Source organism: Cellulomonas sp. Root485 (assembly GCF_001426705.1).
Taxonomy (GTDB): Bacteria; Actinomycetota; Actinomycetes; order Actinomycetales; family Cellulomonadaceae; genus Cellulomonas.
On the sequence record NZ_LMFC01000006.1, the window covers coordinates 21004 to 43220 of the forward strand.

Below are 22217 nucleotides of genomic sequence, written 5' to 3' on the forward strand. Positions count from 1 at the left end.
GCTCAGTCCTCCCGGTCCCACGCGGGGCTGATCCCGCGCGCGTACTGGATGTCGTCGTTGCTGACGCCGGCGGCGACCATCGGCCACACCATCGCGTCCCGCGAGACGGTGAAGTCGATGACGACCGGCTGGTCGTTGATCTCGAGCGCGCGCTTGATGGTCGCGTCGACGTCGCCGACCGTCTCGCAGCGCAGCCCGGCGCAGCCGTACGCGTCCGCCATCTTCACGAAGTCGGGGATGCGCACGGTGCCGTGCCCGGTGTTGAGGTCGGTGTTGGAGTAGCGGGACTCGTAGAACAGGGTCTGCCACTGCCGCACCATGCCGAGCGACGAGTTGTTGATGATCGCGACCTTGATCGGGATCTCGTTGATGGTGCAGGTGGCCAGCTCCTGGTTGGTCATCTGGAAGCAGCCGTCGCCGTCGATGGCCCAGACGGTGCGCGACGGGTCCCCGACCTTGGCGCCCATCGCCGCGGGCACCGCGTAGCCCATGGTGCCCAGGCCACCCGAGTTCAGCCACGAGTTGGGCCGCTGGTACTTGATGAACTGCGCGGCCCACATCTGGTGCTGGCCGACGCCCGCGGCGAAGATCGACTCCGGCCCGGACAGCTCGCCGATCCGCTGGATGACGTGCTGCGGAGCCAGGTGGCCGTCGGCGGGCTCGTCGAACCCGAGCGGGAACGTCGAGCGCCAGTCGTCCAGCTGACGCCACCAGCCCTCGAGGTCGGGCTTGCCGTGCTGCGTGTGCTCGCGGGCGAGCTCGGGCAGCAGGTCAGCCATGACCTCCTTGAGGTCTCCGACGATGGGCACGTCGACCGTGCGGTTCTTGCCGATCTCGGCCGGGTCGATGTCCGCGTGCACGATGGTCGCGTTGGGCGCGAAGCTCGACAGCTGGCCGGTCACGCGGTCGTCGAAGCGTGCACCGAGGGCGACCACCAGGTCCGCCTTCTGCAGCGCGGCGACGGCGGCCACGGTGCCGTGCATGCCGGGCATGCCGAGGTTCTGCGGGTGCGAGTCGGGCAGCGCGCCCCGGGCCATCAGAGTGGTCACGACGGGCGCGCCGGACGCCTCGGTCAGCGCCCGCAGCTCGGCCGCTGCGCGGGCGCGGATGACTCCACCGCCCACGTAGAAGACCGGGCGGCGCGACGTCGCGATGAGCCGGGCGGCCTCGCGGATCTGCTTGGCGTGCGGCTTGGTGACCGGGTGGTAGCCGGGCAGCTCGAGCTCCTGCGGCCACGAGAACGTGGTGCGGGAGACCATCGCCGACTTGGCGATGTCCACCAGCACCGGACCCGGGCGGCCCGTCGAGGCGATGTGGAACGCCTCGGCGATGACGCGCGGGATGTCGTCGGGGTCGGTCACCAGGTAGTTGTGCTTGGTCACCGGCAGCGTGATGCCGACGATGTCCGCCTCCTGGAACGCGTCCGTGCCGATCATGGACGCGGCCACCTGACCGGTGATCGCGACCAGCGGCACCGAGTCCATGTGGGCGTCGGCGATGGGGGTCACGAGGTTCGTCGCGCCCGGGCCCGAGGTCGCCATGCAGACGCCGACCCGGCCGGTCGCGGCGGCGTAGCCGGCGGCCGCGTGGCCGCCGCCCTGCTCGTGCCGGACCAGGATGTGGCGGACCTTGGTGGAGTCCATCAGCGGGTCGTACGTCGGGAGGATCGCGCCGCCGGGGATGCCGAAGACGACCTCGACGCCGGCCTCCTCGAGCGAGCGGACGATCGACTGCGCGCCGGTGACCTGCTCGGGGCCGATCGCGCTCGACGTCGCGGCGGGAACCGAGACGCGAGCGGTGGTAGGCGTGGGCGTTCGCGGCGGTGCCGGGTGAGGGCCCTGGACCATCGATGTCTCCCTGGGTCGTGCTGCTGGGTACTGCGCGTGGCGTGCGGGGGCTGAACACAGAAAAGCCCCTCGAGCCACGTACGGGCTGGACGAGGGGCGAGCGCGCTGACGAGGCCTGTGCGGGAGGCCTCTAGCCGGCGCGCTCAGGAAGTACTACGAGAAGCATGGTCGTCTGCACCCGTTGGACACTACGCCCACGTTTCCGATGTGTCACGCCACCACGGTCGCGTCTCACATCGTGGTTCACGGGATCAGTCGGTGGACACTGCGGAGGGTGCCGGGTCCATGTCGAACGCCGGCAGCCCGTCGATGCTCGTCCGGTTCTTGAGCCGGCGGTAGTCGGCCTGGCCCTCGACGCCCTTGCGCTCCATGTACGGCGGCAGCAGGTCCCGCTCCCCCTCGAGCGTCATCAGCGGGACGCCGTAGCCGCACGAGTCGGAGACCCGGTCGACCTCGACGACGATCACCGCCCGGGCACCGCGCGTCTCGGGGAACAGCGCGGCGAGCTCGTCGAAACCCTCGTCGTACAGGGTGACGAACCGGCCGCGGCCGTACAGCCGGACGATGTTGGGCGGCCCCTGGAACGCGCAGAACATGAGCGTGATCCGGCCGTCGTCGCGCAGGTGCGCGATGGTCTCGGCGCCGCTGGCGGTCAGGTCGAGGTAGGCGACCGTGTGCTCGTCGAGCACCACGAACGAGCCGGCGATGCCCTTGGGCGAGAGGTTCACGTGCCCGTCGGGGCCGCTCGGCGCCGTCGCGACGAAGAACATCGGCTGTGCGTCGATGAAGGCACGCAGCCGGCCGTCGATCTTCTCGTGCACCTTGCCCATGCCGTGGAGCCTAACCACCACCCGACGGGCGCCCGCTGCGGCGTCCACCACCAGCGCGCCGCTCCCACGCCCACCCCGAGCGTCTGCGATCTAGCTGTGCACGACGGCCGTCGCGGACACCCGGAATCCGTCGGTGTCGCTTCCTGTCATGGCCATCTCGACCGACACGGGCCCGTCCGAGCTGGTTCCCTCCCAGATGCACGCGTGCCCGTCGATCTTCTCGCCGCCGTCGTCGCTGCAGCCCGCGAGCGTCAGCTCGGGGTCCGCCATCGCGATCGGAAGGTCGTCGAGGATCCCGGCGCGTCCGTAGGCGGCTGCGAGTGCCTCGTCGCCGTGGATCCACCCCTGGTAGACGCAGGAGGCCGCCTGCTCGGCGCTGACCGGGTCGCGCGGGGTCGTGGGGCACTCGACCGCGGAGCCTGTGGACGTGGCGTCCGCGGCTGGTTCCGCGCCGCAGCCTGCCGCTCCGACGACGAGGACAGCGACGACGAGCGCCGAGAACAGGTCACGCCCGCTGGTGCGCATGGCCGGATCGTAGGGGAGCCCCGGGGGTGGCGCCGGTGGTGCGGTCCTCCCGACGACGGGAGCTCCTGTCAGCGCGCGGAGTCGTCGACCCGCAGCGCCGGGAGGCCGCGGCGGCGGATCATCAGCTCGGCGACCACGACGTTGGGCAGCCAGGCCAGGAACGGGACCGCCGCGTAGGCGTTCGCGAACGCCGCCTCGATGTCCGGCTCGCTGCCCAGGAACGGGATCTGGACGCCCAGCAGCACCCCGATCCACAGCCGCAGCGTCACCGCGGCGAACGTGCACGCGAAGTTGCGGATCATCCACGCCTGGTGCGCGCGTACGTCCCCGGAGCGGATCGCCCGGTAGCCGCGCCAGCCCGTCCACAGCCACAGGACGCCGAGCGTGCCGAAGCCGAAGAACCCGACGAAACCCACGCTGTTGAACGGCGCCATCACGAGCGCGGCCACGCCGCCGACAGCGACCGCGGTCAGGTAGCCGCGCCCGGTCCAGCGATGCACGCGGGGGCGACGACGGCGCAGTCCCGCCCAGAACTGCCACGGCCCCAGGAGGAGCGCGAGCCCGCCGCCGACGATGTGCACGTAGAACGCCGCCCGCACGAACGCCGGCTGGTCCGCGTAGGCGGACGCCAGGCCGAAGCTCTCGTCGCTGAGCTCGCGCAGGGACGAGGTCAGGTACGGGGTCACCGCGAACGCGACGATGGCCAGCGACGAGAGCGCCACCGCGGTCCAGCCGGTCCGGTGGCGAGGGGTCTCGACGGGGACGGCTTGCGTCGGCGGTGCCGTCGTGATCGTCATGATCGCGACGCTAGCCAGTCCGATTGGTCCCGGTCTGTCCTGTCCACCCACGGGTGGCCCCGGGGGTTGGCCCCACCGTCAGGAACGGTAGACCCTCGCCTCCCACGGCCGCAGGGCCGTGCCGAGCGGAGGTGGGTAGTTGCCCAGCACCAGCTCACTGGCCCCGTGCTCGAGGGAGACCTCCTGCTCCTCGCCCGAGAAGTTGCCCAGGACCGTCAGCGTGACGTCGCCGAGGCGTCGGGTGAACGCGTAGACGTGCTCGTGGTCCGGCAGGAGCATCGTGAAGTCCCCGAGAGCGACCACCGGGTCCTCGTGCCGCAGCGCGATGAGCGCGCGGTAGTGGTGGAAGACCGAGCCGGGGTCCGCACGTTCCGCCGCCGCGTTCACCGTCGGGTAGTTGGCGTTCACCTCGAGCCACGGCGTTCCCGTCGTGAAGCCGGCGTGCGGGGTGTCGTCCCACTGCATCGGGGTCCGTGCGTTGTCCCGGCCCATCGCGGCGATGCCCGCCAGCAGGTCCTCGTCCGACCCGGTGCCCACCGACCGCGCGATCGCGACGTGGTTGAGCGTCTCGATGTCCCGGTACTGGTCGAACCGCGTGAAGTGCGCGTTCGTCATCCCGAGCTCCTCGCCCTGGTAGACGTACGGCGTGCCGCGGTGCAGGTGCAGGACGGTGGCCAGCATGGTCGCCGACTCCCGTCGGAACTCGCCGTCGTCACCGAACCGGGAGACGATCCGCGGCTGGTCGTGGTTGTCCCAGTAGAGGCTGTTCCAGCCGACGTCGGCCAGCCCCGCCTGCCAGCGGCCGAACGACGCCTTCAGGTCGAGCAGCCGCAGCGGGCGGACGTCGAACTTGCCGCCCGGGCCGTGGTCGAGGCCGACGTGCTCGAACTGGAACACCATGTCGACCTCGGCGCGCGCCGGGTCCGTGAAGTCACGCGCCTGCTCGACCGTGACACCCGGCATCTCCCCGACCGTCAGCAGCCGGTCGGGGCGGCCGGCGAAGACCTCCCGGTGCATCTCCGCGAGGAACTCGTGGATGCGCGGGCCACAGACGTAGGACGCGGAGCCGTCGGCGAGCAGCCCGCCCGTGACCACCCCGTCGGGCAGCGCCGGGTCCTTCGAGATGAGGTTGATGACGTCCATGCGGAAGCCGTCGACACCCCGGTCCAGCCACCAGCGCATCATCGCGTAGACCGCCTCGCGGACCTGCGGGTTCTCCCAGTTCAGGTCCGGCTGCTTGCGGCTGAACAGGTGCAGGAAGTACTCGCCGGAGGCCGCGTCGAGCTCCCAGACCGATCCCCCGAAGAAGGACCCCCAGTTGGTCGGCTCGGCACCCGGGGCGCCCGCCGCCATCCCGTCGCGGGGCGGCCGCCACCAGTACCAGTCGCGCTTCGGGCTCGACGGGTCCCGGGACTCGACGAACCACGCGTGCTCGTCGGACGTGTGGTTGACGACGAGGTCCATGACCAGCTTCATGCCCCGCTCGTGCAGCGCCGCGACCAGGTCGTCGAGGTCCTCCAGCGTGCCGAACACCGGGTCGACCGCCTGGTAGTCGCTGATGTCGTACCCGTTGTCGTCCTGCGGGGAGGCGTAGATCGGCGACAGCCAGACGACGTCGACGCCCAGCTCGGCCAGGTGGTCCAGCCGTCCGAGGATGCCGCGCAGGTCACCGATGCCGTCGCCGTCCGAGTCGGCGAACGAGCGCGGGTACACCTGGTACACGACGGCACTCGTCCACCAGGGGGCGTCCTGCGTCGTCCACGTCATGCGGGGGCTCCTCTCACGGTGCGGGGATGGGCAGCAGCTCCTGCTCCACCTGGTCGAGGTCGATGCGGTCGACGGCGTCCTGGATCGCGATGGTGGCGGCGCCGCGGGCCCAGGCGGAGAAGCCGGAGTCGTCGACGTAGAGCCCGACGGGCTCGGCGCGCGGGTCCCGGTCCGCGGCGACGGCCGCCCGCACCCGGTCCTCCGCCAGCGCGAACAGCCCGATCCCCTCGCCGGCGAGCACGGCCGCGGGCTGCAGGGTCAGGTTGGCGGCCATCGCGACCAGACGTCCGAGAGCATCAGCGGCCTCGTCGACGACGGTCGTCGCCGCGGGGTCGCCCGCCGCCGCGAGCCGCAGCACCTCGTCGTAGTCGACCGGGCGCTGCAGGGCGGCCGACACCTGGGCCGCGATCGACCCCGACGTGAGCATGGCCTCCGCGCACCCGCGGTGACCCGCGTGGCAGACGGGCCCGGTGGCGGCGAGCGGGATGTGCCCGCCCAGGCCGACGCCCGCCTCGCGCGAGTGCACGGCCTGGCCGTTCACGACGAGCGCGTAGCCGATGCCGGCACCGATGGTGATGACGACGAACCCGGGGATGCCGGCTCCGCGCCCGAACCAGCGCTCGGCCTCGGCGAGGGCGACGAGGTCGTTCTCGATCGACGCCGGGACTCCCAGCTCGGCCTCGACGAGGGCGGCCAGGGGCACGTCGGTCCAGTCGAGGAACGGGGCGAACTCCACCCGGCCGTCCCGGACGGCACCCCCGAGCGACACCCCGACGCCCGCCAGGCGGTCGACGCCCAGCCCGCGGACCGCGCGGGCGATCTCGGCGGCGACGCCCTCCGGGTCGCGGCGCTGCAGCGGGTGCTCCTCGTAGGCCAGGAGTCCCGCGCGCACGTCGGTCGCGACCACGTGGAGGGCCTGCCCCGTGATCTTGACGCCCGCGAAGTGCGCCAGGCCCGGACGCACGTCGAGCGGCCGGACGGGCCGGCCGACCGACCCGTCGGACCGGTCGTCGAGCTCGACCATGAGCCCGCGGTCGAGGAACGGCTTGGCCAGGCGCGTGAGGCTCGGCGGCGACAGCCCCAGGCGGCTGGTCAGCTCGCTCCGGGAGATCGGCCCATGGATCAGCACCGCGCGTGCGAGGGCTCTCTCGCTGTCACTCAGCATGCGCTCGACCGGTTCATTGGTTCCATCATGGCACGAACGGCGACGGGAACCGGGTGATTTCTGTGATTGGCGCGTCTTGTGCAGTCTCTTTCTTCCGTGTTAGAACTAACCCATGCTCTCCCACGACGAGGTGACGACCGACCACACCGCTACCGCATCCCAGCCCGACGCGGCGGGACGGGTGCTGCACCTGCACCGCGGCGGCACCAGCGTCGTGGTCGACCTCGACGCCCTCCCGCACCCGGCGATCGTGCACTGGGGCGAGGAGCTCACGGGTTCGAGCGAGCAGACGCTGCGCAATCTGGCCGTCGCGGCACGCCCGCAGCGGGTCTCGGGCGGCCTGGACGAGACCGCGCGCGCCACGCTCGTCGCGACGCCGGGGGGCGGCTGGCTCGGCACACCCGGCCTGGAAGGGCACCGCGACGGAGCCTCGTTCAGCGTCCGGCTGGAGCTCGTCGACGTCCAGGCCGACTACCACCGCGCGCTGCTGTCGCTCGTCGACCGGGAGGCCCGGCTCAGCGTGCAGCTGGAGCTCGGCGTCGGCGCCGCCGGACTGCTCCGCCAGCGCATCACGCTGCGCAACGACGGCGACTCCCGCTACACCGTCCAGCACCTGCACCTCGCGTTCCCCGTGCCGTGGGACGCCACCGAGATCCTCGACACCACCGGGCGCCATCTGCGGGAACGGTCGCCGCAGCGGCACCCCTTCGGGTACGGGACCTACGTTCGCGAGAGCCGCCGCGGTCGGCCGGGCGCGGACGCCACCCTCCTGCTGGCCGCCGGTCGTCCCGGGTTCGGGTTCGAGCGTGGACGGGTCCACGCCGTCCACGTCGCGTGGAGCGGCAACCACCGGCTCGTCGCGGAGCGGTCCGTGTCGGGCGAGGCGTTCCTCGCCGGCGGCGAGCTGTTCGCCCCCGGGGAGGTCGTCCTCGCACCCGGCGCGTCGATCACGTCGCCGGAGGTCATCGGCTCCTGGGGAGACGGGCTGAGCGAGCTCGCCCACCGGTTCCACGACGAGTGGCGACGCCGACCGGCCCATCCTCGCCGAGCCCGGCCGATCACCCTCAACACGTGGGAGGCCGTCTACTTCGACCACTCGCTCGAGCGGCTGACCGCGCTCGCAGACGCTGCCGCGTCCGTCGGCGTCGAGCGGTTCGTGCTCGACGACGGGTGGTTCGCCGGCCGGCGCGACGACACGGCCGGGCTGGGTGACTGGTACGTCGACGCGACCGTCTGGCCCGACGGGCTGCACCCCCTCGTGGCCCATGTCCAGGAGCGCGGGATGGAGTTCGGGCTGTGGGTGGAGCCCGAGATGGTCAACCCCGACAGCGACCTCGCGCGGGAGCACCCGGACTGGATCCTGCGGGCGCGGATGGCCCTGCCGCCGTCGGCACGCCAGCAGCAGGTGCTCGACCTCGCGCACGACGACGCCTACGCCTACGTGGCGGAGCGCTTGCACTCCTTGGTGGACGAGTACCCGATCGCGTACCTGAAGTGGGACCACAACCGCGACCTGCTCGATGCCGGCAGCGGCCCGGAGGGCGTCGCCCGGGTCCGCGCGCACACGCTGGCGCTCTACCGGCTGCTCGACGAGCTCAAGGCCCGCCACCCCGGGCTGGAGATCGAGAGCTGCGCCTCGGGGGGCGCGCGCGTCGACCTGGGCATCCTGGCCCGCACCGACCGCATCTGGACCAGCGACACCCTCGACCCGCTCGAGCGCCTGACCAACCAGCGGTACACGGCCCTGCTGGTGCCGCCCGAGCTGATGGGCATGCACCTGACCAGCCCCGTCGTGCACTCCACGGGCCGGACCGTCGACCTGGACTTCAGCGCCGCGGTCGCCCTCTTCGGGCATGTCGGGATCGAGTGGGACCTCACCGCGACCGACGACGAGACCCGCGCCCGTATCGCCGCGTGGGTCGCGCTCGCCAAGCGCATCCGCCCGCTCGTGGCCACAGGTCGCACCGTCGACGTCGACGGCACCGAGCCCGGCATCGACGTCCGCGGCATCGTCGCGAGCGACAGCTCCTCGGCCGTGTTCACCCTCACGCAGACCGACACGACCGTCGCCTACCCGCCCGGACGGGTCCGGATCCCCGGGCTCGACCCCGGACGGCAGTACCGCATCCGGGTCGTCGGCGGCTCGACGAGCGCCGCGGCCCAGTCGGGCCTCGAGTGGCAGGACCACGGCATCGCACTGACGGGCCACGAGCTCGACGCCGTCGGCCTGCGACCCCCGGTCCAGTACCCCCAGAGATCCACCGTCATCGAGCTGGTTGCCGAGAACGGAGCACCACCCCAGGCGCAAGGAGGCGCACGATGAGACACCGAATGACGCGACGAGGTCGCGTGGCTGCGGCGGCCGGGGCGGTCGCCCTGCTGGCGGCCGTCGCCGGCTGCGCGAACGAACCGTCCGACGGCGTGACCACCCTGAGCTTCTTCCAGTTCAAGGGTGAGGCGCTCGAGGACTTCAACCAGATCATCGCCGACTTCGAGGCGGAGAACCCCGACATCCGCGTCGTGCAGAACCAGGTCGCCGACGCCGACACGGCCATCCGGACGCTCCTGGTCAAGGACAAGGCGCCGGACGTCATCACGCTGAACGCCAGCGGGAACTTCGGGCGGCTCGCGCAGGCCGGGGTCTTCTACGACTTCTCGAACGAGCCCGTGCTCGACACCATCAACCCCGCGGTGCAGGAGATCATCGCGGACCTGGGCACCAACGGTGACGAGGTCAGCGGACTCGGCTACGTCAACAACGCCAACGGGGTCATCTACAACCAGGACATCTTCGAGGAGCAGGGCCTCGAGGTCCCCGAGACGTGGGACGAGCTCATCGCCGTGTGCGACGCGCTCGAGGCCGCGGGCATCACCCCGTTCTACGGCACCCTGGCCGACTCGTGGACCGGGCTGCCGTCCTTCAACGCCCTCGGCGCGTACCCCGCGATGGACGACTTCTTCGACCAGATGCGCGAGCAGGGCGAGGACACCGGCCCCGACTCGGAGGTGTCGTTCGAGAAGAACTTCGCCGAGGCGATGGACCAGCAGTACCAGCTGTTCGAGTACATGCAGGACGGGTACCGGGGCGCGACGTACGACGACGGCAACGCTGCGTTCGCGAACGGCGAGGTCGCCATGCTCCTGCAGGGCATCTGGGCGCTGAGCCCGGTCAAGGGGATCAACCCGGACATCCGGGCGGGGATCTTCCCGTACCCGGCCGCGGACGACCCCGCCGACCGGGTGCTCGTCTCCGGCGTCGACGTCGTCGTCACGATGGCCAAGGACTCCCCGCGCAAGGAGGAGGCGCTGCGGTTCATCGACTACCTGTTCCAGAAGGACGTGATCGAGGAGTTCGCCGCCTCGCAGAACATGGTCCCGTCCGTGGAGGGGGCCGAGCTCAGCGACGAGCCGGCGATCCAGTCGGTCGCGCCGTACTTCGACGAGGGCCGGATCGCCGGCTTCATCGACCACCAGATCCCGCCCAGCATCCCGCTGGCGGCCATCGACCAGCAGTTCCTGTTCAGCGGCGACGCAGAGGCTGCGCTCGCCACCCTCGACAGCGAGTGGAGCAAGGTCGCCGCTCGCACCATCCCCGTGACGGGAGAATGACGATGACGTCCTCCACGCAAGCCCCACCGGCCCCACCCGCGGCCGGCGGCACCGGCCGCACGACGATCCCGCCCGTCAAGGTCGGCCGCGCGCAGACCACCTTCTACTGGATGGTCTGGCCCGCGGTCATCGCGTTCTTCCTGTTCCACACCGTCCCGGTGCTGGTCGGCATCTTCTACAGCTTCACCAACTACGCCGGCTACGGCGGGTGGAACTTCGTCGGGCTGTCCAACTACGCCAACCTGTTCAAGGACGATCGCATCCTGGCGGCCTACGGGTTCTCGTTCCTGTTCGCGATCGCCGCGACCATCCTGACGAACGCGATCTCGCTGGCCATCGCGATGGGCCTGAACGCCAAGATCATGGCGCGCAACCTCTTCCGGGGCGTGTACTTCGTGCCCTACGTCCTGGCGGCCCTGGTCATCGGCTACGTCTTCCAGTTCCTGTTCTCCAGCTCGCTGCCGAAGATCCTGTCGGGCATCCCCCTGATCGCCGACAACATCCTGACGAACGAGACCTGGGCATGGACGGCGATCGTCGCGCTCGCCGTCTGGCAGGCCTGCGCCTTCACGATCATCATCTACCTGTCCGGGCTGCAGACGATCCCGCGCGAGCTCTACGAGGCCGCGTCCCTGGACGGCGCCAAGCCGTGGCGGCAGTTCTCGTCGATCACGTTCCCGCTGATCAGCGCGTTCTTCACGATCAACGTCGTGCTGAGCCTGAAGGGCTTCCTGCAGGTGTTCGACCAGATCGTCGCCCTGACGAACGGCGGTCCGGGCACGGCGACGGAGTCCGTGACCCTGCTCATCTTCCGAGGCGGGTTCTCCGGTGGGGAGTTCGCCTACCAGTCGGCGAACGCGGTGATCTTCTTCATCGTCATCACCATCGTCTCGCTGTTCCAGTTCAAGGTCCTTCAGCGCAGAGAGGCGGACTTCTGATGACCACCGCAGGAACCGCGCTCGGCCAGGCCGAGGCCGTCCTTCCCGAGCCCCGGCGCCGTCGCACCAAGAACGTCGCCGACGACGACTCCCGCAAGATCAACTGGTGGGTGACCGCACTGATCGCGGTGTGCTCCCTGACGATCCTGATCCCGCTGTACCTGGCCGTCGTCGTGGCCCTGAAGACTCCCGACCAGCTCGCCGCCGGCACCGGCTTCGAGTGGCCGAACCCCGTCCGCTGGGAGAACTTCGCCGAGGCGTGGGAGCGGACGAGCTTCCCCCAGGCCCTCATGAACACCGCGATGATCACCGTCGGTGCGGTCGTCCTCACGCTGCTCACCAGCTCGGTCGTCGCGTACGGCATCGCGCGCAACATCCACCGGCCGTTCTTCAAGGGCGTCTTCTTCTACCTGCTGGCCGCCCTGTTCATCCCGTTCCCGATCATCATGCTGCCGCTCGTGAAGCAGACGTCGCTCCTGGGGCTCGACAACCAGGCGGGCATGATCGTGCTCTACACGATCTACGGGCTGTCGCTGAACATCTTCATCTACACCGCCTACATCCGCTCGATCCCCATCGAGCTCGAGGAGGCGGCACGGGTGGACGGTGCGTCGACGTGGCGGGTGTTCCGGCAGATCATCTTCCCGCTGCTGACCCCGATGAACGCGACGGTCGGCATCCTCACGTGCGTGTGGGCGTGGAACGACTTCATCATGCCGCTCGTGGTGCTCACCGATCCCGGGGCGCGCACCCTGCCGCTGGCGCAGTACGTGTTCCAGGGGCAGTTCAACACCGACTACACCGTGGCGTTCGCGTCCTACCTCATGGCCATGGCCCCCCTGCTGGTGGTCTACATCTTCAGCCAGCGCTGGGTCATCTCCGGGGTCACGCGCGGGTCGATCAAGTAGCCGACGACGGGCCCGCTCCCCCTCCGGAGCGGGCCTGTCGTCACGCCACGGCGTCAAGGTCTTGCGAAAGTAGTTTCTCTAGTGGAAAGTACTTCCCATGACCTCCACAAACCCCACACCCGACGAGGCACGCCAGCTGCTCGCGATGACCGCCGGGGCCGCCGGATCGCTGCGCGCCGCCGGCCAGAACCGGCACGCCCAGTGGCTCACCGGCCTCGCGACCAGCACGTTCATGTTCTACGTCGGCCTGAGCACGATCCCCGACGACGGCCCGGCCCTCGTCCTGTGCGGCGCCTACATGGCCTCGTGCCTGGTGCTCTCCCTCGCCCTGCTCCGGGGCGTCACCGTGACCAAGGAAGGCATGGGACGCCGCTGGATCGGTGCCATCCGCGGCTGGGGCGTCGCCTACACGGTCTCGCTGATCGTCGGCCTGACCTGGCTGCGCGAGTCCGTCCTGTTCTGGCTGCTCGCCTCGGTCGTCGTCACCGCCCCGCTGGCCGTCGGCGCCTGGCGCGAGGGACGCGCCTGATGCCCCCGCTCCCCGGCAGCGACTCCGTCGGGGAGGAGGCGCGCGCCCGTCTGGACGAGGTCATCCACTCCCCCGTGCGGCTGTCCGTGGTCGCCGCCCTGGCCGCGACGGACGAGGCCGAGTTCGCCGCCGTCCGCGACGCGGTGCAGATCAGCGACTCGGCGCTCAGCAAGGCCGTGACCGCCCTGGAGCAGGCCGCCTACGTGGCCGTGCGCAAGGGGTACGTCGGCAAGCGTCCCCGCACCTGGCTCAGCCTGACCCCGGCCGGCCGCGAGGCGCTGAGCGCGCACCTCACGGCGCTGCGGGCGATCGCGGGCGCCTGAACGCGCGAACGGCCCGGTCCGTGAAGGACCGGGCCGTTCGACACACGCCTCTCAGATCAGGACGGCGCCCTTCGACGCCGACTGCACCAGCTTCGCGTACTTGGCCAGCACCCCGCGCGTGTACGTGGGAGGCAGCGGCGCCCAGCCGGCCTTGCGGGCCTCCAGCTCCTCCGCGCTGACCAGCAGGTCCAGCTTCCCGTTGGCCACGTCGAGCTGGATCCGGTCGCCGTCCTGGACGAACGCGATCGGGCCGCCGTCGACGGCCTCGGGCGCGACGTGCCCGACGCACAGCCCGGTGGTGCCGCCGGAGAAGCGTCCGTCGGTGAGCAGCAGCACGTCCTTGCCCAGGCCCGCACCCTTGATCGCACCCGTGATGGCGAGCATCTCGCGCATGCCCGGGCCGCCCTTGGGACCCTCGTAGCGGATGACCACGACGTCGCCCGCGACGATCGTGCCGTCCTCGAGCGCGTCCATCGCGGCGCGCTCGCGCTCGAACACGCGGGCCGTCCCCTCGAACACGTCGGAGTCGAAGCCGGCAGACTTCACCACGGCACCCTCGGGTGCGAGCGAGCCGTGCAGGATCGTGATGCCGCCGGTCTTGTGGATCGGGTTGTCCAGCGCGCGCAGGATCTTGCCGTCGGGGTCCGGCGGGTTCACGTCCGCCAGGTTCTCCGCGACGGTCCTGCCCGTCACCGTCAGGCAGTCGCCGTGCAGGAGGCCCGCGTCGAGCAGCGCCTTCATCACGACCGGGACGCCGCCGATGCGGTCGACGTCGTTCATCACGTAGCGGCCAAACGGCTTGAGGTCACCGAGGTGCGGCACCTTGGCGGCGACCCGGGAGAAGTCGGCGAGCGTGAGGTCGACCTCGGCCTCGTGCGCGATGGCCAGCAGGTGCAGGACCGCGTTGGTGGAGCCGCCGAACGCCATGACGACGGCGATGGCGTTCTCGAACGCCTCCTTGGTCATGATCTGGCGCGCGGTGATGCCCTTGCGGAGCAGCTCGACGACGGCCTCGCCGGACTTGTGCGCGAACGCGTCGCGGCGGCGGTCGGCGGACGGCGGGGCGGCCGAGCCGGGGATCGACATGCCGATCGCCTCGGCCACGGACGCCATGGTGTTGGCCGTGTACATGCCGCCGCAGGCACCCTCGCCAGGACAGATCGCCCGCTCGATGCGGTCGACGTCCTCGCGGCTCATGAGCCCGCGGGCGCACGCGCCGACAGCCTCGAACGCGTCGATGATCGTGACGTCCTTCTCGGTGCCGTCCTCGAGCTTGACCCAGCCCGGTGCGATCGACCCGGCGTACAGGAACACGCTGGCCAGGTCGAGGCGGGCCGCGGCCATCAGCATGCCCGGCAGGGACTTGTCGCAGCCGGCCAGCAGGACGGAGCCGTCGAGGCGCTCGGCCTGCATGACGGTCTCCACCGAGTCGGCGATGATGTCGCGGCTCACCAGCGAGAAGTGCATGCCCTCGTGGCCCATCGAGATGCCGTCCGAGACCGAGATGGTGCCGAACTCGAGCGGGTAGCCGCCCGCCGCGTGCACGCCTGCCTTCGCCGCCTGCGCCAGCCGCTGGAGCGAGAGGTTGCAGGGCGTGATCTCGTTCCAGGAGCTGGCGACGCCGATCTGGGGCTTCGCGAAGTCGTCGTCGCCGAGGCCTACCGCGCGGAGCATGCCGCGCGAGGCCGTGGCCTCGAGGCCGTCGGTGACGGTGCGCGAGCGGGGCTTGATGTCGACTGCTTTGCCGGAAGGACCGGCGTGTGAGCTGGGGGCGTTGTCCGACGTCACGGTCATGCTCGCGAGTGTAGGACTGCGCCCGCGCGCTGCCGCAGGAGGGTCACCCTGCGGACGGCGTCCCCACGCGCTCACCCTGCGGCGGCGTTCATCGCGTCGACGACGCCCGCGGCCGACCCGGTGCCGGCGAACTGCTGGGCGATCGCGTCGTTCAGCGCACCACCGACCGTGCTGCCGTACGCGACGTCGAGCCAGAGCTGCACGTACGGCGCCTTGTTGCGGAAGGCGAGCAGCGCCGCCATGTTCGGGTCGCTCACCCCGGCCTCGGACCCCTGCGTGACCGGCAGCCCCGCACCCGTCTCGGCGTAGTCCGTCTGGACGTCGACGCTCAGGATGTACTGCAGGAACTCGACGCACTCGGGCGGTGCGTCCGCCGAGCAGGAGAAGCCGTCGCCGCCGCCGAGCGCCGAGTACGCGTTGCCCTGGCCACCCGCGGTCAGGGGGAACGGGAACCAGCCGAGGTCGTTGCCGAGGCCCGTGCCGTTCGCCGCCAGGCCCGACATGACACCGGGGTGCCAGTGGCCCATCAGCTCCATCGCCACACCGCCGTTGGCCAGGAGCGCCGCAGAGCTCGTGTCACCCTGCTGTGCCGGGGCTGCGAGGAAGCCGTCCTGGAAGGGCGACGTGGCCAGGAATGCCTCCAGGTCCGTCCCCGCCTTCTCGAAGCACGGGTCGCTGAAGCTCTTCGACGCGCCCGCCGCCATCATCGTGTCGGGCTCGCAGGCGCGCAGCGCGTAGTTGTACCAGTAGTGCGCGGCCGGCCACTTGTCCCCCGCGCCCACGGCGATGGGCACGATGCCCGCCGCCCGGAGCTTCGCGACCGCCGCGTCCAGGTCCTCCTGGAGGATCGGGGTGCTCTCGATCCCGGCCTGCTCGAACAGCGCGCGGTTGTACCAGAAGCCCTCCACGCCCATGCTGAACGGCAGCCCGTACGTGCGGCCCTCCAGCTGCCACCCGGCCGCCGAGCCGCCGATGAGCTCGAGCTCGGAGCTCACGTCGTCTGTCAGGTCGAGCAGGACCCCGGCGGCCACCTGCTCGCCCATCTGCCCGCCGCCCCACTGCTGGAAGATGTCGGGGAAGCCACCGGTCTTCAGGGCGTCGGCGAGCTTGGCCTTGAGCTCCTCGTTCTGGATGGGCACGTTCTCGATCGTGACGTTCGGGTGGTCGGCCTCGAAGCCGAGGGCCACCCGCTCGAAGTAGCTGTTCAGCGGCTCGTCGACGCCGTTGTGCCACCACGTCAGGGTGACCGGGCCGTCGGAGCCCTCCGAGCCGCCCCCGGTGCCTGCGCAGGCGGCGAGCAGGGCGGTCGCGGCGGCGACCGCGGCCACCGACCTCCCCCAGCGTGTGATTCCCATGTCGTCGTCCTCTCAGGTCGTCATTGACGTGCTGGGACAAGTGCGGACAGCACCGGCGCGGCGGTGCTGGTCGTGACGGGCTGACATCGTTATCGACATCGTTATCGAAGACCGAGAGTGCTGTCCCCGATCGGGGGATCCAGGTATTTCTGCAGGTCAGCAGGCTTCAGTGGGTACAGCGAGGCCGTCGCCTGCGGCAGCCCGCGGACGACGGCCTCTCGACTGCTCAGTCGGTGACGGACACCGCGGTCCAGCGCGGGCTGTCCACGCCGACCGTGTGGACGGGGCCGGTGAGCGACGTGCGCGCCTCGGTCTCGCGCTCGGCACAGGACGGACCCACCCAGAGCTCGACCTCGCCGGGCTCGACCACCCGGACGAGGTCACGGTCGGAGAACGCCAGCCGGGTCGTCGGCACCGAGAAGGTCACCAGTGCGGACTCGCCGGCCTCGAGGTGGACGCGCCGGTACCCGACGAGCTGCGCCACCGGTCGGGTGACCGAGCCGACGACGTCGTGCACGTAGAGCTGCACCACGTCGGCCCCGGGCCGGCCCCCCGTGTTGGTGACGCGGACGCTCGCCCCGATGTGCCCGTCGGTGGGCACCTGCGCATCCACCTCGAGGTCGCTGTGCACGAACGTCGTGTACGACAGCCCGTGACCGAACGGGAGCGCGGGGGTGCTCCGCAGGTTGGTGACGTCGCCGTTGCCGCCCAGCTTCGGGTGCAGGTACGTGAACGGCTGCGCGCCGGCCGAGCGCGGCAGGCTGACGGGCAGGTGCCCCGACGGGTTGACCCGGCCGGAGAGCACCCCCGCGAGCGCGGTGCCGCCCTCCTCGCCCGGGAAGAACGCCTGCACGACAGCCGCGCAGCGCTCCACGGCCCAGTCGATCGCGTACGGGCGACCGGTCAGCAGGACGAGCACGACAGGGGTGCCCGAGGCCAGGACGGCCTCGACCAGCTCGCGCTGCACGCCCGGCAGCTCGAGGTCGTCGCGGTCGCAGCCCTCCCCCACGGTCCCCCGGCCGAACAGCCCGGCGTGGTCGCCCACGACGAGCACGGCCGTCTCGGCGGACGTCGCCGCGCGCACGGCCTCCTCGAAGCCCGACCTGTCGTCGTCGTCGACCGCGCAGCCGAGCGCGGAGACGATCTCCGCGTTCGGGAGCTCCGCCGCGAGCGCCTGCCGGACCGTCGGGCTCTCGAACCCGACCTCGACCTCGGGGTGGTGCGCGAGCACGTGGTTGAGGAACGAGTAGCAGCCGAACAGGGCCTCGGCGCGGTCGGCGTTCGGGCCGATGACCGCGATCCGCGCCGGGCTCACCAGGGGCAGGGTGCCGTCGTTCGACAGCAGCACGACCGACTCCTCGGCCAGCTGGGCTGCCAGACCGCGGTGCAGCGGGCTGTCCAGGTCCACCGAGGCCGGCGGCTCGTCGTCGAACGTCGCGTCGAGGAGCCCGAGCTCCTCCTTCTGCCGCAGTGCCCGAAGGACCGCCCGGTCGACCAGGGCCTCGTCGACGCGTCCGGCACGGACCGCCTCGGCGAGCGGGGTCAGATATGCGTCGCCCGTCGGCAGCTCGATGTCCACGCCGGCCGCGAGGGCGAGACCCGCGGCTTCGCCGAGGTCACCGGCCACCTCGTGCAGCAGGTGCAGGAACGCCACCCCGAAGTAGTCGGCGACGACCGGTCCGTCGAACCCCCAGCGGTCGCGCAGGATGCCGGTGAGCACGCGCGGGTCGGCCGCGACGGGGACGCCGTCGATCTCGTTGTACGAGCTCATGACCGACCGTGCCCCGCCGTCGAGGAGCGCCATCTCGAACGGCACCAGCAGGACGTCCTCGACCTCACGCGGGCCGGCGTGCACCGGCGCGAAGTTGCGCCCCGACTGGGAGCCCGAGTAGCCGACGAAGTGCTTGAGCGTCGCGTGCACGCCGGTCGACTGCAGGCCGCGCACGTAGGACGTGCCGACCGTGCCGACGACGTACGGGTCCTCCGAGATGCACTCGTCGACCCGCCCCCACCGGGGGTCACGGATGACGTCGAGGACGGGCGCGAGACCCTGGTGGATGCCGAGCGTCCGCATCGACCCGCCGATCGCGGCACCCATCTGCTCGACCAGGTCGGGGTCGAACGACGCGCCCCACGCCAGCGGCGTCGGGAACGTCGCCGCGCGCCACGCCGACAGACCGGTCAGGCACTCCTCGTGCACGAGGGCCGGGATGCCCAGCCGCGTCTCGCGCACCAGCCTGCGCTGCAGGTTCCACAGCCACTGCGCACGCTCGGCCGCGTCGACCGGGCGGGTGCCGTAGACGCGGGTCAGGTGCCCGAGCCCGTGCTGCGTGGACTCGTCGAGCGTCTGCTCGCGCGTGAACTCGCCCTGGAGCGGGGCCACGACCTCGCCGTCGCCCTTCTCCCAGAACCCGACGATCTGCGCCAGCTTCTCCTCGAGGGTCATCCGGGCGAGCAGCTCGCTCGCGCGGTCGACCACAGCAGGAACAGCCAGGGTCTGAAGATCCGTCACGGATCTGTCTCCTTCGGTGGTGACGTGCTGTGCTGGGCGGGTGTGCACGGATCAGCCCTTGACCGCGCCCTGGAGGCCGTTGACGATCCGCTTCTGCATGGCGAGGAAGAACACGAGCGCCGGGATCATGGCCAGGCTGGTGAACGCGAAGACGCCCGCGGTGTCGGAGGAGTACTCCGACGAGAAGTCCGCGACGCCCAGGGGCAGCGTCTTCATGTCGCTCTGCAGCAGGAGCAGCGGGAGCAGGTACGCGTTCCACGAGCCGACGAACGCCAGCACGCCGACCGTCACCATGCCAGGCCCGGACAGCGGGAGCAGGATCCGCCAGAAGAAGCCGATGCGGGAGGCACCGTCGAGCAGCGCCGCCTCCTCGAGCTCGTCCGGGAGGGCCTGCAGGAACGGGCGCAGGATGACCACCGTCACCGGCAGCGCGAACGCCGCCTGGGGCAGGGCCACGCCCCACCAGGTGTTCCCCATGCCCAGGTCCGTGATGAGGATGAACAGCGGGATGATCGCGACGGTCGCCGGGAACAGGAGCCCGAGCACGAACACGGTGAACAGCTGCTCGCGACCCTTGAACTTGTACCGGGCCAGCGGGTACGCCGCCATGATCCCGAAGACCACGACGAGTGCCGTCGTCAGGAGCGCGATCACGGTGGAGTTGAGCGCGTACCTCCAGAAGTTCGGGTTGGTCAGCACGCCCGTGTAGTTGAACAGCACCCACGGGTCCGGCATCCCCGCCGGCGACTCGGCCAGCTGCGCGTTGGTCCGGAAGCCGCCGAGCACGCCGTACAGCACGGGGCCGACGGTGAGGGCGACGACGGCGAGGGCGAGCGCGTAGACGAGCGGGTTGCCGCCGGTGTACTTGCCGGTCCTGCGTCGCGCGCCTCGCGTCCTGGGCGACTTCGGCGACGTCGCGGACGTCGGGGCCAGGGTGCCGGCGCTCATGCCTTCACCTTCTTCTTGGAGGCGGTGGGGTCCTGGATGTCCCGGCGCAGGATGAAGCGCTGGTACAGCAGGGCCAGGACGAGGGCGACGATGAAGAGGATCACGGAGGCCGCCGCGGCGATCCCGTAGTTCTGCCGCTTGGTGCCCTCGGTGATGAGGAACGTCGCCATGGTCGTGGTCGCGTTGGCCGGGCCGCCCTGGGTGAGGATCCAGACCATGTCGAACAGCTGGAGCGAGCCGATCATCGACAGGAACGCCCAGGTGCGGATGGTCGGGCCCAGCAGCGGGAGCGTGATCTTGCGCTGCGTCTGCCACCAGCTGGCGCCGTCGATCTGCGAGGCCTCGTAGAGCTCCTCCGGGACGCCCTGCAGCCCCGCGAGGAAGAGGATCACGGCGAGCCCGAGGTACTTCCACGTCAGGACGACGATGACGGTCCAGAGCGCGTACTCGGGGGTGCCGAGGAAGCCCTGCTCGGGCCCGCTCAGCCCCACGGCATCGAGCATGGCGTCGATGACGCCGTACTTCGGCTGCAACAGCTGGAACCACACGACGCCCGCGATGACCTCGGCCAGCACGTACGGCACGAAGATGATCGTGCGCAGGACGCCCTGCCCCCACATCTTGCGGTTGAGCAGCAGCGCGATGGCCAGACCGAGCGGGAGCTGGATGGCGACGGACGCCACCACGATGATCAGGTTGTGCTGGAGCGCGCCGGTGAAGACGTCGTTGTTGAGAACGCTCACATAGTTCTTGAGGCCGACGAAGTCGACCAGCGGGCCGTAGCCCTTCCAGCGGTAGGCCGAGAGCTGGACGGCTCGGATGATCGGCACCACCACGAAGAACAGGAACAGCAGGAGGGCGGGTGCCACGAAGAAGGCGATCTCCAGGCGCTTGCGGAGGGCCGATCCCGTCCCACGGCGTCCGCCCGGGGCCGGGGCCACCGGCCGCGCCGAAGCGCGACCGGTGGCCGAGGCCTGTGGGGAGGACGTCGCAGGCGAGGCGGTGACGCCCACGCGGGCGGTCGTCTCGTCTGCCACGTCGGTCACTTCTCCGCGTCAGCCGCCGCCTGCGTGGCGTCGACGATGTCCTGCGGGGTGGCCTGGCCGGCGAAGGCCAGGGCGATCTCGTCGTTCATGGCGCCACCGACGGAGGCACCGAACGCCGTGTCGAAGTAGAGCTGCACGTACGGCGCCGCGTCACGGATCTTGAGGAGCTCGGCCAGGGCCGGGTCCGAGACGTACTGCGAGGCCGTCGAGTTGGTCGGCAGACCCATGTCGAGCTCCGCGAAGCCCTTCTGGACCTCGTCCGACAGCAGGTAGACCGCGAAGTCCACCGCGGCGTCGGGCGCCTCCTCGGAGACTGCCCACGCGTCACCGCCACCGAGTGCGGCCTCCGGGTCGCCCTCGCCGCCGTCGACGGCCGGGAACGGGAACCAGCCGGTGTTCTCGCCGAGACCCTTGCCGTCCTCCGTGAGGCCCTGCATGACGCCGGGCTCCCAGTGGCCCTGCATCTCCATGGCGACCTTGCCGGTGGCCAGGAGACCCGAGGCGCTGGTCGCGCCCGTCTGGGCCGGGGTGGACAGGAAGCCTGCGTTGAACGGCTCCGTGCCGATGAGCGCCTCGAGGTCCTCGCCGGCCTTGACGAAGCACGGGTCCGAGAAGTCGAGCGTCTGCACGGCGTCGGTCAGGACGTCCTGCGAGCACTCGCGCAGCGCGTAGTAGTACCAGTAGTGGGCGGCCGGCCACTTGTCACCGGCACCCACGGAGACGGGCTCGATGCCCGCGGCCTTGAGCTTGTCGACGGCGGCGTTGAAGTCGTCCCACGTGGCGGGCGGCTCGGTGATGCCGGCCTGCTCGAAGAGCGCCTTGTTGTACCAGAAGCCGACGACGCCGACCGAGAACGGCAGACCGTAGGTCTTGCCGTCCACCTGCCAGCCGGCGACGGAGCCACCGATCTTCTCGATGGTGTCCGCGGCCGCCTCGGAGATGTCCTTGGTCAGACCCGCCTCGACGTGGTCGGCCAGCTCGCCGCCACCACGCTCCATGTAGATGTCGGGGGCGTCACCGCTCTGGAACGCGGCGTCGAGCTTGGTGAGCATGTCCTCGTGCTGCATGGCGTTGACCTCGACGGTCACGCCCGGGTTGGCGGCCTCGAAGTCGGCCGCGACCTTGTCGTAGTAGTCCTTGCCGTCACCGGTGTTGGAGTTGTGCCACCACGTGATCGTCGTGTCGCCGGAGGCGCCGTCGGTCGAGTCGTCGCCCGCGTCGCCCGAGCTGCAGGCGGTCGCCAGCAGGGCAATACCAGCACCCAGGGCAAGGGTGCGAAGGACTGTTGTCCTCATCATCGTTGAATCTCCTCGTCGTCACTGAC

The 22217-nt window shown here is 70.8% G+C and carries 18 protein-coding genes; 6 read left to right on the forward strand and 12 right to left on the reverse strand.

Annotated features, from left to right (window positions below; genetic code table 11):
* Positions 1-2: 2 nt before the first annotated feature.
* The 6 genes from ASD16_RS20880 to ASD16_RS20905 all read right to left on the reverse strand — a co-directional run bounded on the left by ASD16_RS20880 (position 3) and on the right by ASD16_RS20905 (position 6931).
* Positions 3-1847: an acetolactate synthase large subunit gene (locus tag ASD16_RS20880; protein ID WP_055922653.1), complete on the reverse strand. Its 1845-nt coding sequence runs from the start codon at positions 1845-1847 to the stop codon at positions 3-5.
* Positions 1848-2098: 251 nt separating this feature from the next.
* Positions 2099-2677, reverse strand: a complete 579-nt coding sequence (locus tag ASD16_RS20885; protein WP_055922657.1) for a pyridoxamine 5'-phosphate oxidase family protein — start codon at positions 2675-2677, stop codon at positions 2099-2101.
* A gap of 90 nt (positions 2678-2767) precedes the next feature.
* Complete coding sequence (locus ASD16_RS20890) at positions 2768-3202, reverse strand: hypothetical protein (RefSeq protein WP_055922660.1); 435 nt, start codon at positions 3200-3202, stop codon at positions 2768-2770.
* 68 nt (positions 3203-3270) lie between these two features.
* On the reverse strand, positions 3271-3999 hold the full coding sequence (locus ASD16_RS20895) for a DUF2306 domain-containing protein (protein WP_055922663.1): 729 nt from the start codon (positions 3997-3999) through the stop codon (positions 3271-3273).
* A 78-nt stretch (positions 4000-4077) separates the two neighbouring features.
* On the reverse strand, positions 4078-5766 hold the full coding sequence (locus tag ASD16_RS20900; protein ID WP_055922666.1) for an alpha-glucosidase: 1689 nt from the start codon (positions 5764-5766) through the stop codon (positions 4078-4080).
* Positions 5767-5779: 13 nt separating this feature from the next.
* On the reverse strand, positions 5780-6931 hold the full coding sequence (locus ASD16_RS20905) for an ROK family transcriptional regulator (protein WP_055922669.1): 1152 nt from the start codon (positions 6929-6931) through the stop codon (positions 5780-5782).
* A gap of 112 nt (positions 6932-7043) precedes the next feature.
* On the opposite strand from ASD16_RS20905, the gene ASD16_RS20910 reads away from it, so the two are divergent.
* From ASD16_RS20910 to ASD16_RS20935, 6 genes are all read left to right on the forward strand, one after another.
* Positions 7044-9254: an alpha-galactosidase gene (locus ASD16_RS20910; protein ID WP_082571044.1), complete on the forward strand. Its 2211-nt coding sequence runs from the start codon at positions 7044-7046 to the stop codon at positions 9252-9254.
* Positions 9251-10540: an ABC transporter substrate-binding protein gene (locus tag ASD16_RS20915; RefSeq protein ID WP_082571045.1), complete on the forward strand. Its 1290-nt coding sequence runs from the start codon at positions 9251-9253 to the stop codon at positions 10538-10540. The genes ASD16_RS20910 and ASD16_RS20915 overlap by 4 nt, the downstream gene beginning before the upstream one ends.
* Before the next feature lie 2 nt (positions 10541-10542).
* Complete coding sequence (locus tag ASD16_RS20920; protein WP_082571054.1) at positions 10543-11478, forward strand: carbohydrate ABC transporter permease; 936 nt, start codon at positions 10543-10545, stop codon at positions 11476-11478.
* Entirely contained in the window at positions 11478-12386 is a 909-nt protein-coding gene (locus tag ASD16_RS20925) for a carbohydrate ABC transporter permease (RefSeq protein WP_055922676.1), read from the forward strand. Before ASD16_RS20920 ends, ASD16_RS20925 begins: the two co-directional genes overlap by 1 nt.
* 97 nt (positions 12387-12483) lie before the next feature.
* On the forward strand, positions 12484-12915 hold the full coding sequence (locus ASD16_RS20930) for a hypothetical protein (RefSeq protein WP_157454058.1): 432 nt from the start codon (positions 12484-12486) through the stop codon (positions 12913-12915).
* Positions 12915-13238, forward strand: coding sequence for a transcriptional regulator (locus ASD16_RS20935; RefSeq protein ID WP_055922681.1), 324 nt, complete (start codon positions 12915-12917; stop codon positions 13236-13238). The genes ASD16_RS20930 and ASD16_RS20935 overlap by 1 nt, the downstream gene beginning before the upstream one ends.
* A gap of 51 nt (positions 13239-13289) precedes the next feature.
* Here ASD16_RS20935 and ilvD read toward each other — a convergent pair whose 3' ends face one another.
* The 6 genes from ilvD to ASD16_RS20965 all read right to left on the reverse strand — a co-directional run bounded on the left by ilvD (position 13290) and on the right by ASD16_RS20965 (position 22191).
* Positions 13290-15032, reverse strand: coding sequence for a dihydroxy-acid dehydratase (gene ilvD, locus ASD16_RS20940; RefSeq protein ID WP_055922684.1), 1743 nt, complete (start codon positions 15030-15032; stop codon positions 13290-13292).
* A gap of 71 nt (positions 15033-15103) precedes the next feature.
* Positions 15104-16387: an extracellular solute-binding protein gene (locus ASD16_RS20945; RefSeq protein ID WP_055922687.1), complete on the reverse strand. Its 1284-nt coding sequence runs from the start codon at positions 16385-16387 to the stop codon at positions 15104-15106.
* Positions 16388-16613: 226 nt separating this feature from the next.
* Entirely contained in the window at positions 16614-18833 is a 2220-nt protein-coding gene (locus ASD16_RS20950) for a glycoside hydrolase family 3 N-terminal domain-containing protein (protein ID WP_082571055.1), read from the reverse strand.
* Between the two features lie 117 nt (positions 18834-18950).
* Positions 18951-19847, reverse strand: coding sequence for a carbohydrate ABC transporter permease (locus ASD16_RS20955; protein ID WP_055922693.1), 897 nt, complete (start codon positions 19845-19847; stop codon positions 18951-18953).
* Complete coding sequence (locus ASD16_RS20960; protein ID WP_082571056.1) at positions 19844-20884, reverse strand: carbohydrate ABC transporter permease; 1041 nt, start codon at positions 20882-20884, stop codon at positions 19844-19846. The genes ASD16_RS20955 and ASD16_RS20960 overlap by 4 nt, the downstream gene beginning before the upstream one ends.
* Positions 20885-20889: 5 nt before the next feature.
* Positions 20890-22191, reverse strand: coding sequence for an ABC transporter substrate-binding protein (locus tag ASD16_RS20965; protein ID WP_055922695.1), 1302 nt, complete (start codon positions 22189-22191; stop codon positions 20890-20892).
* Between the last annotated feature and the right edge of the window lie 26 nt (positions 22192-22217).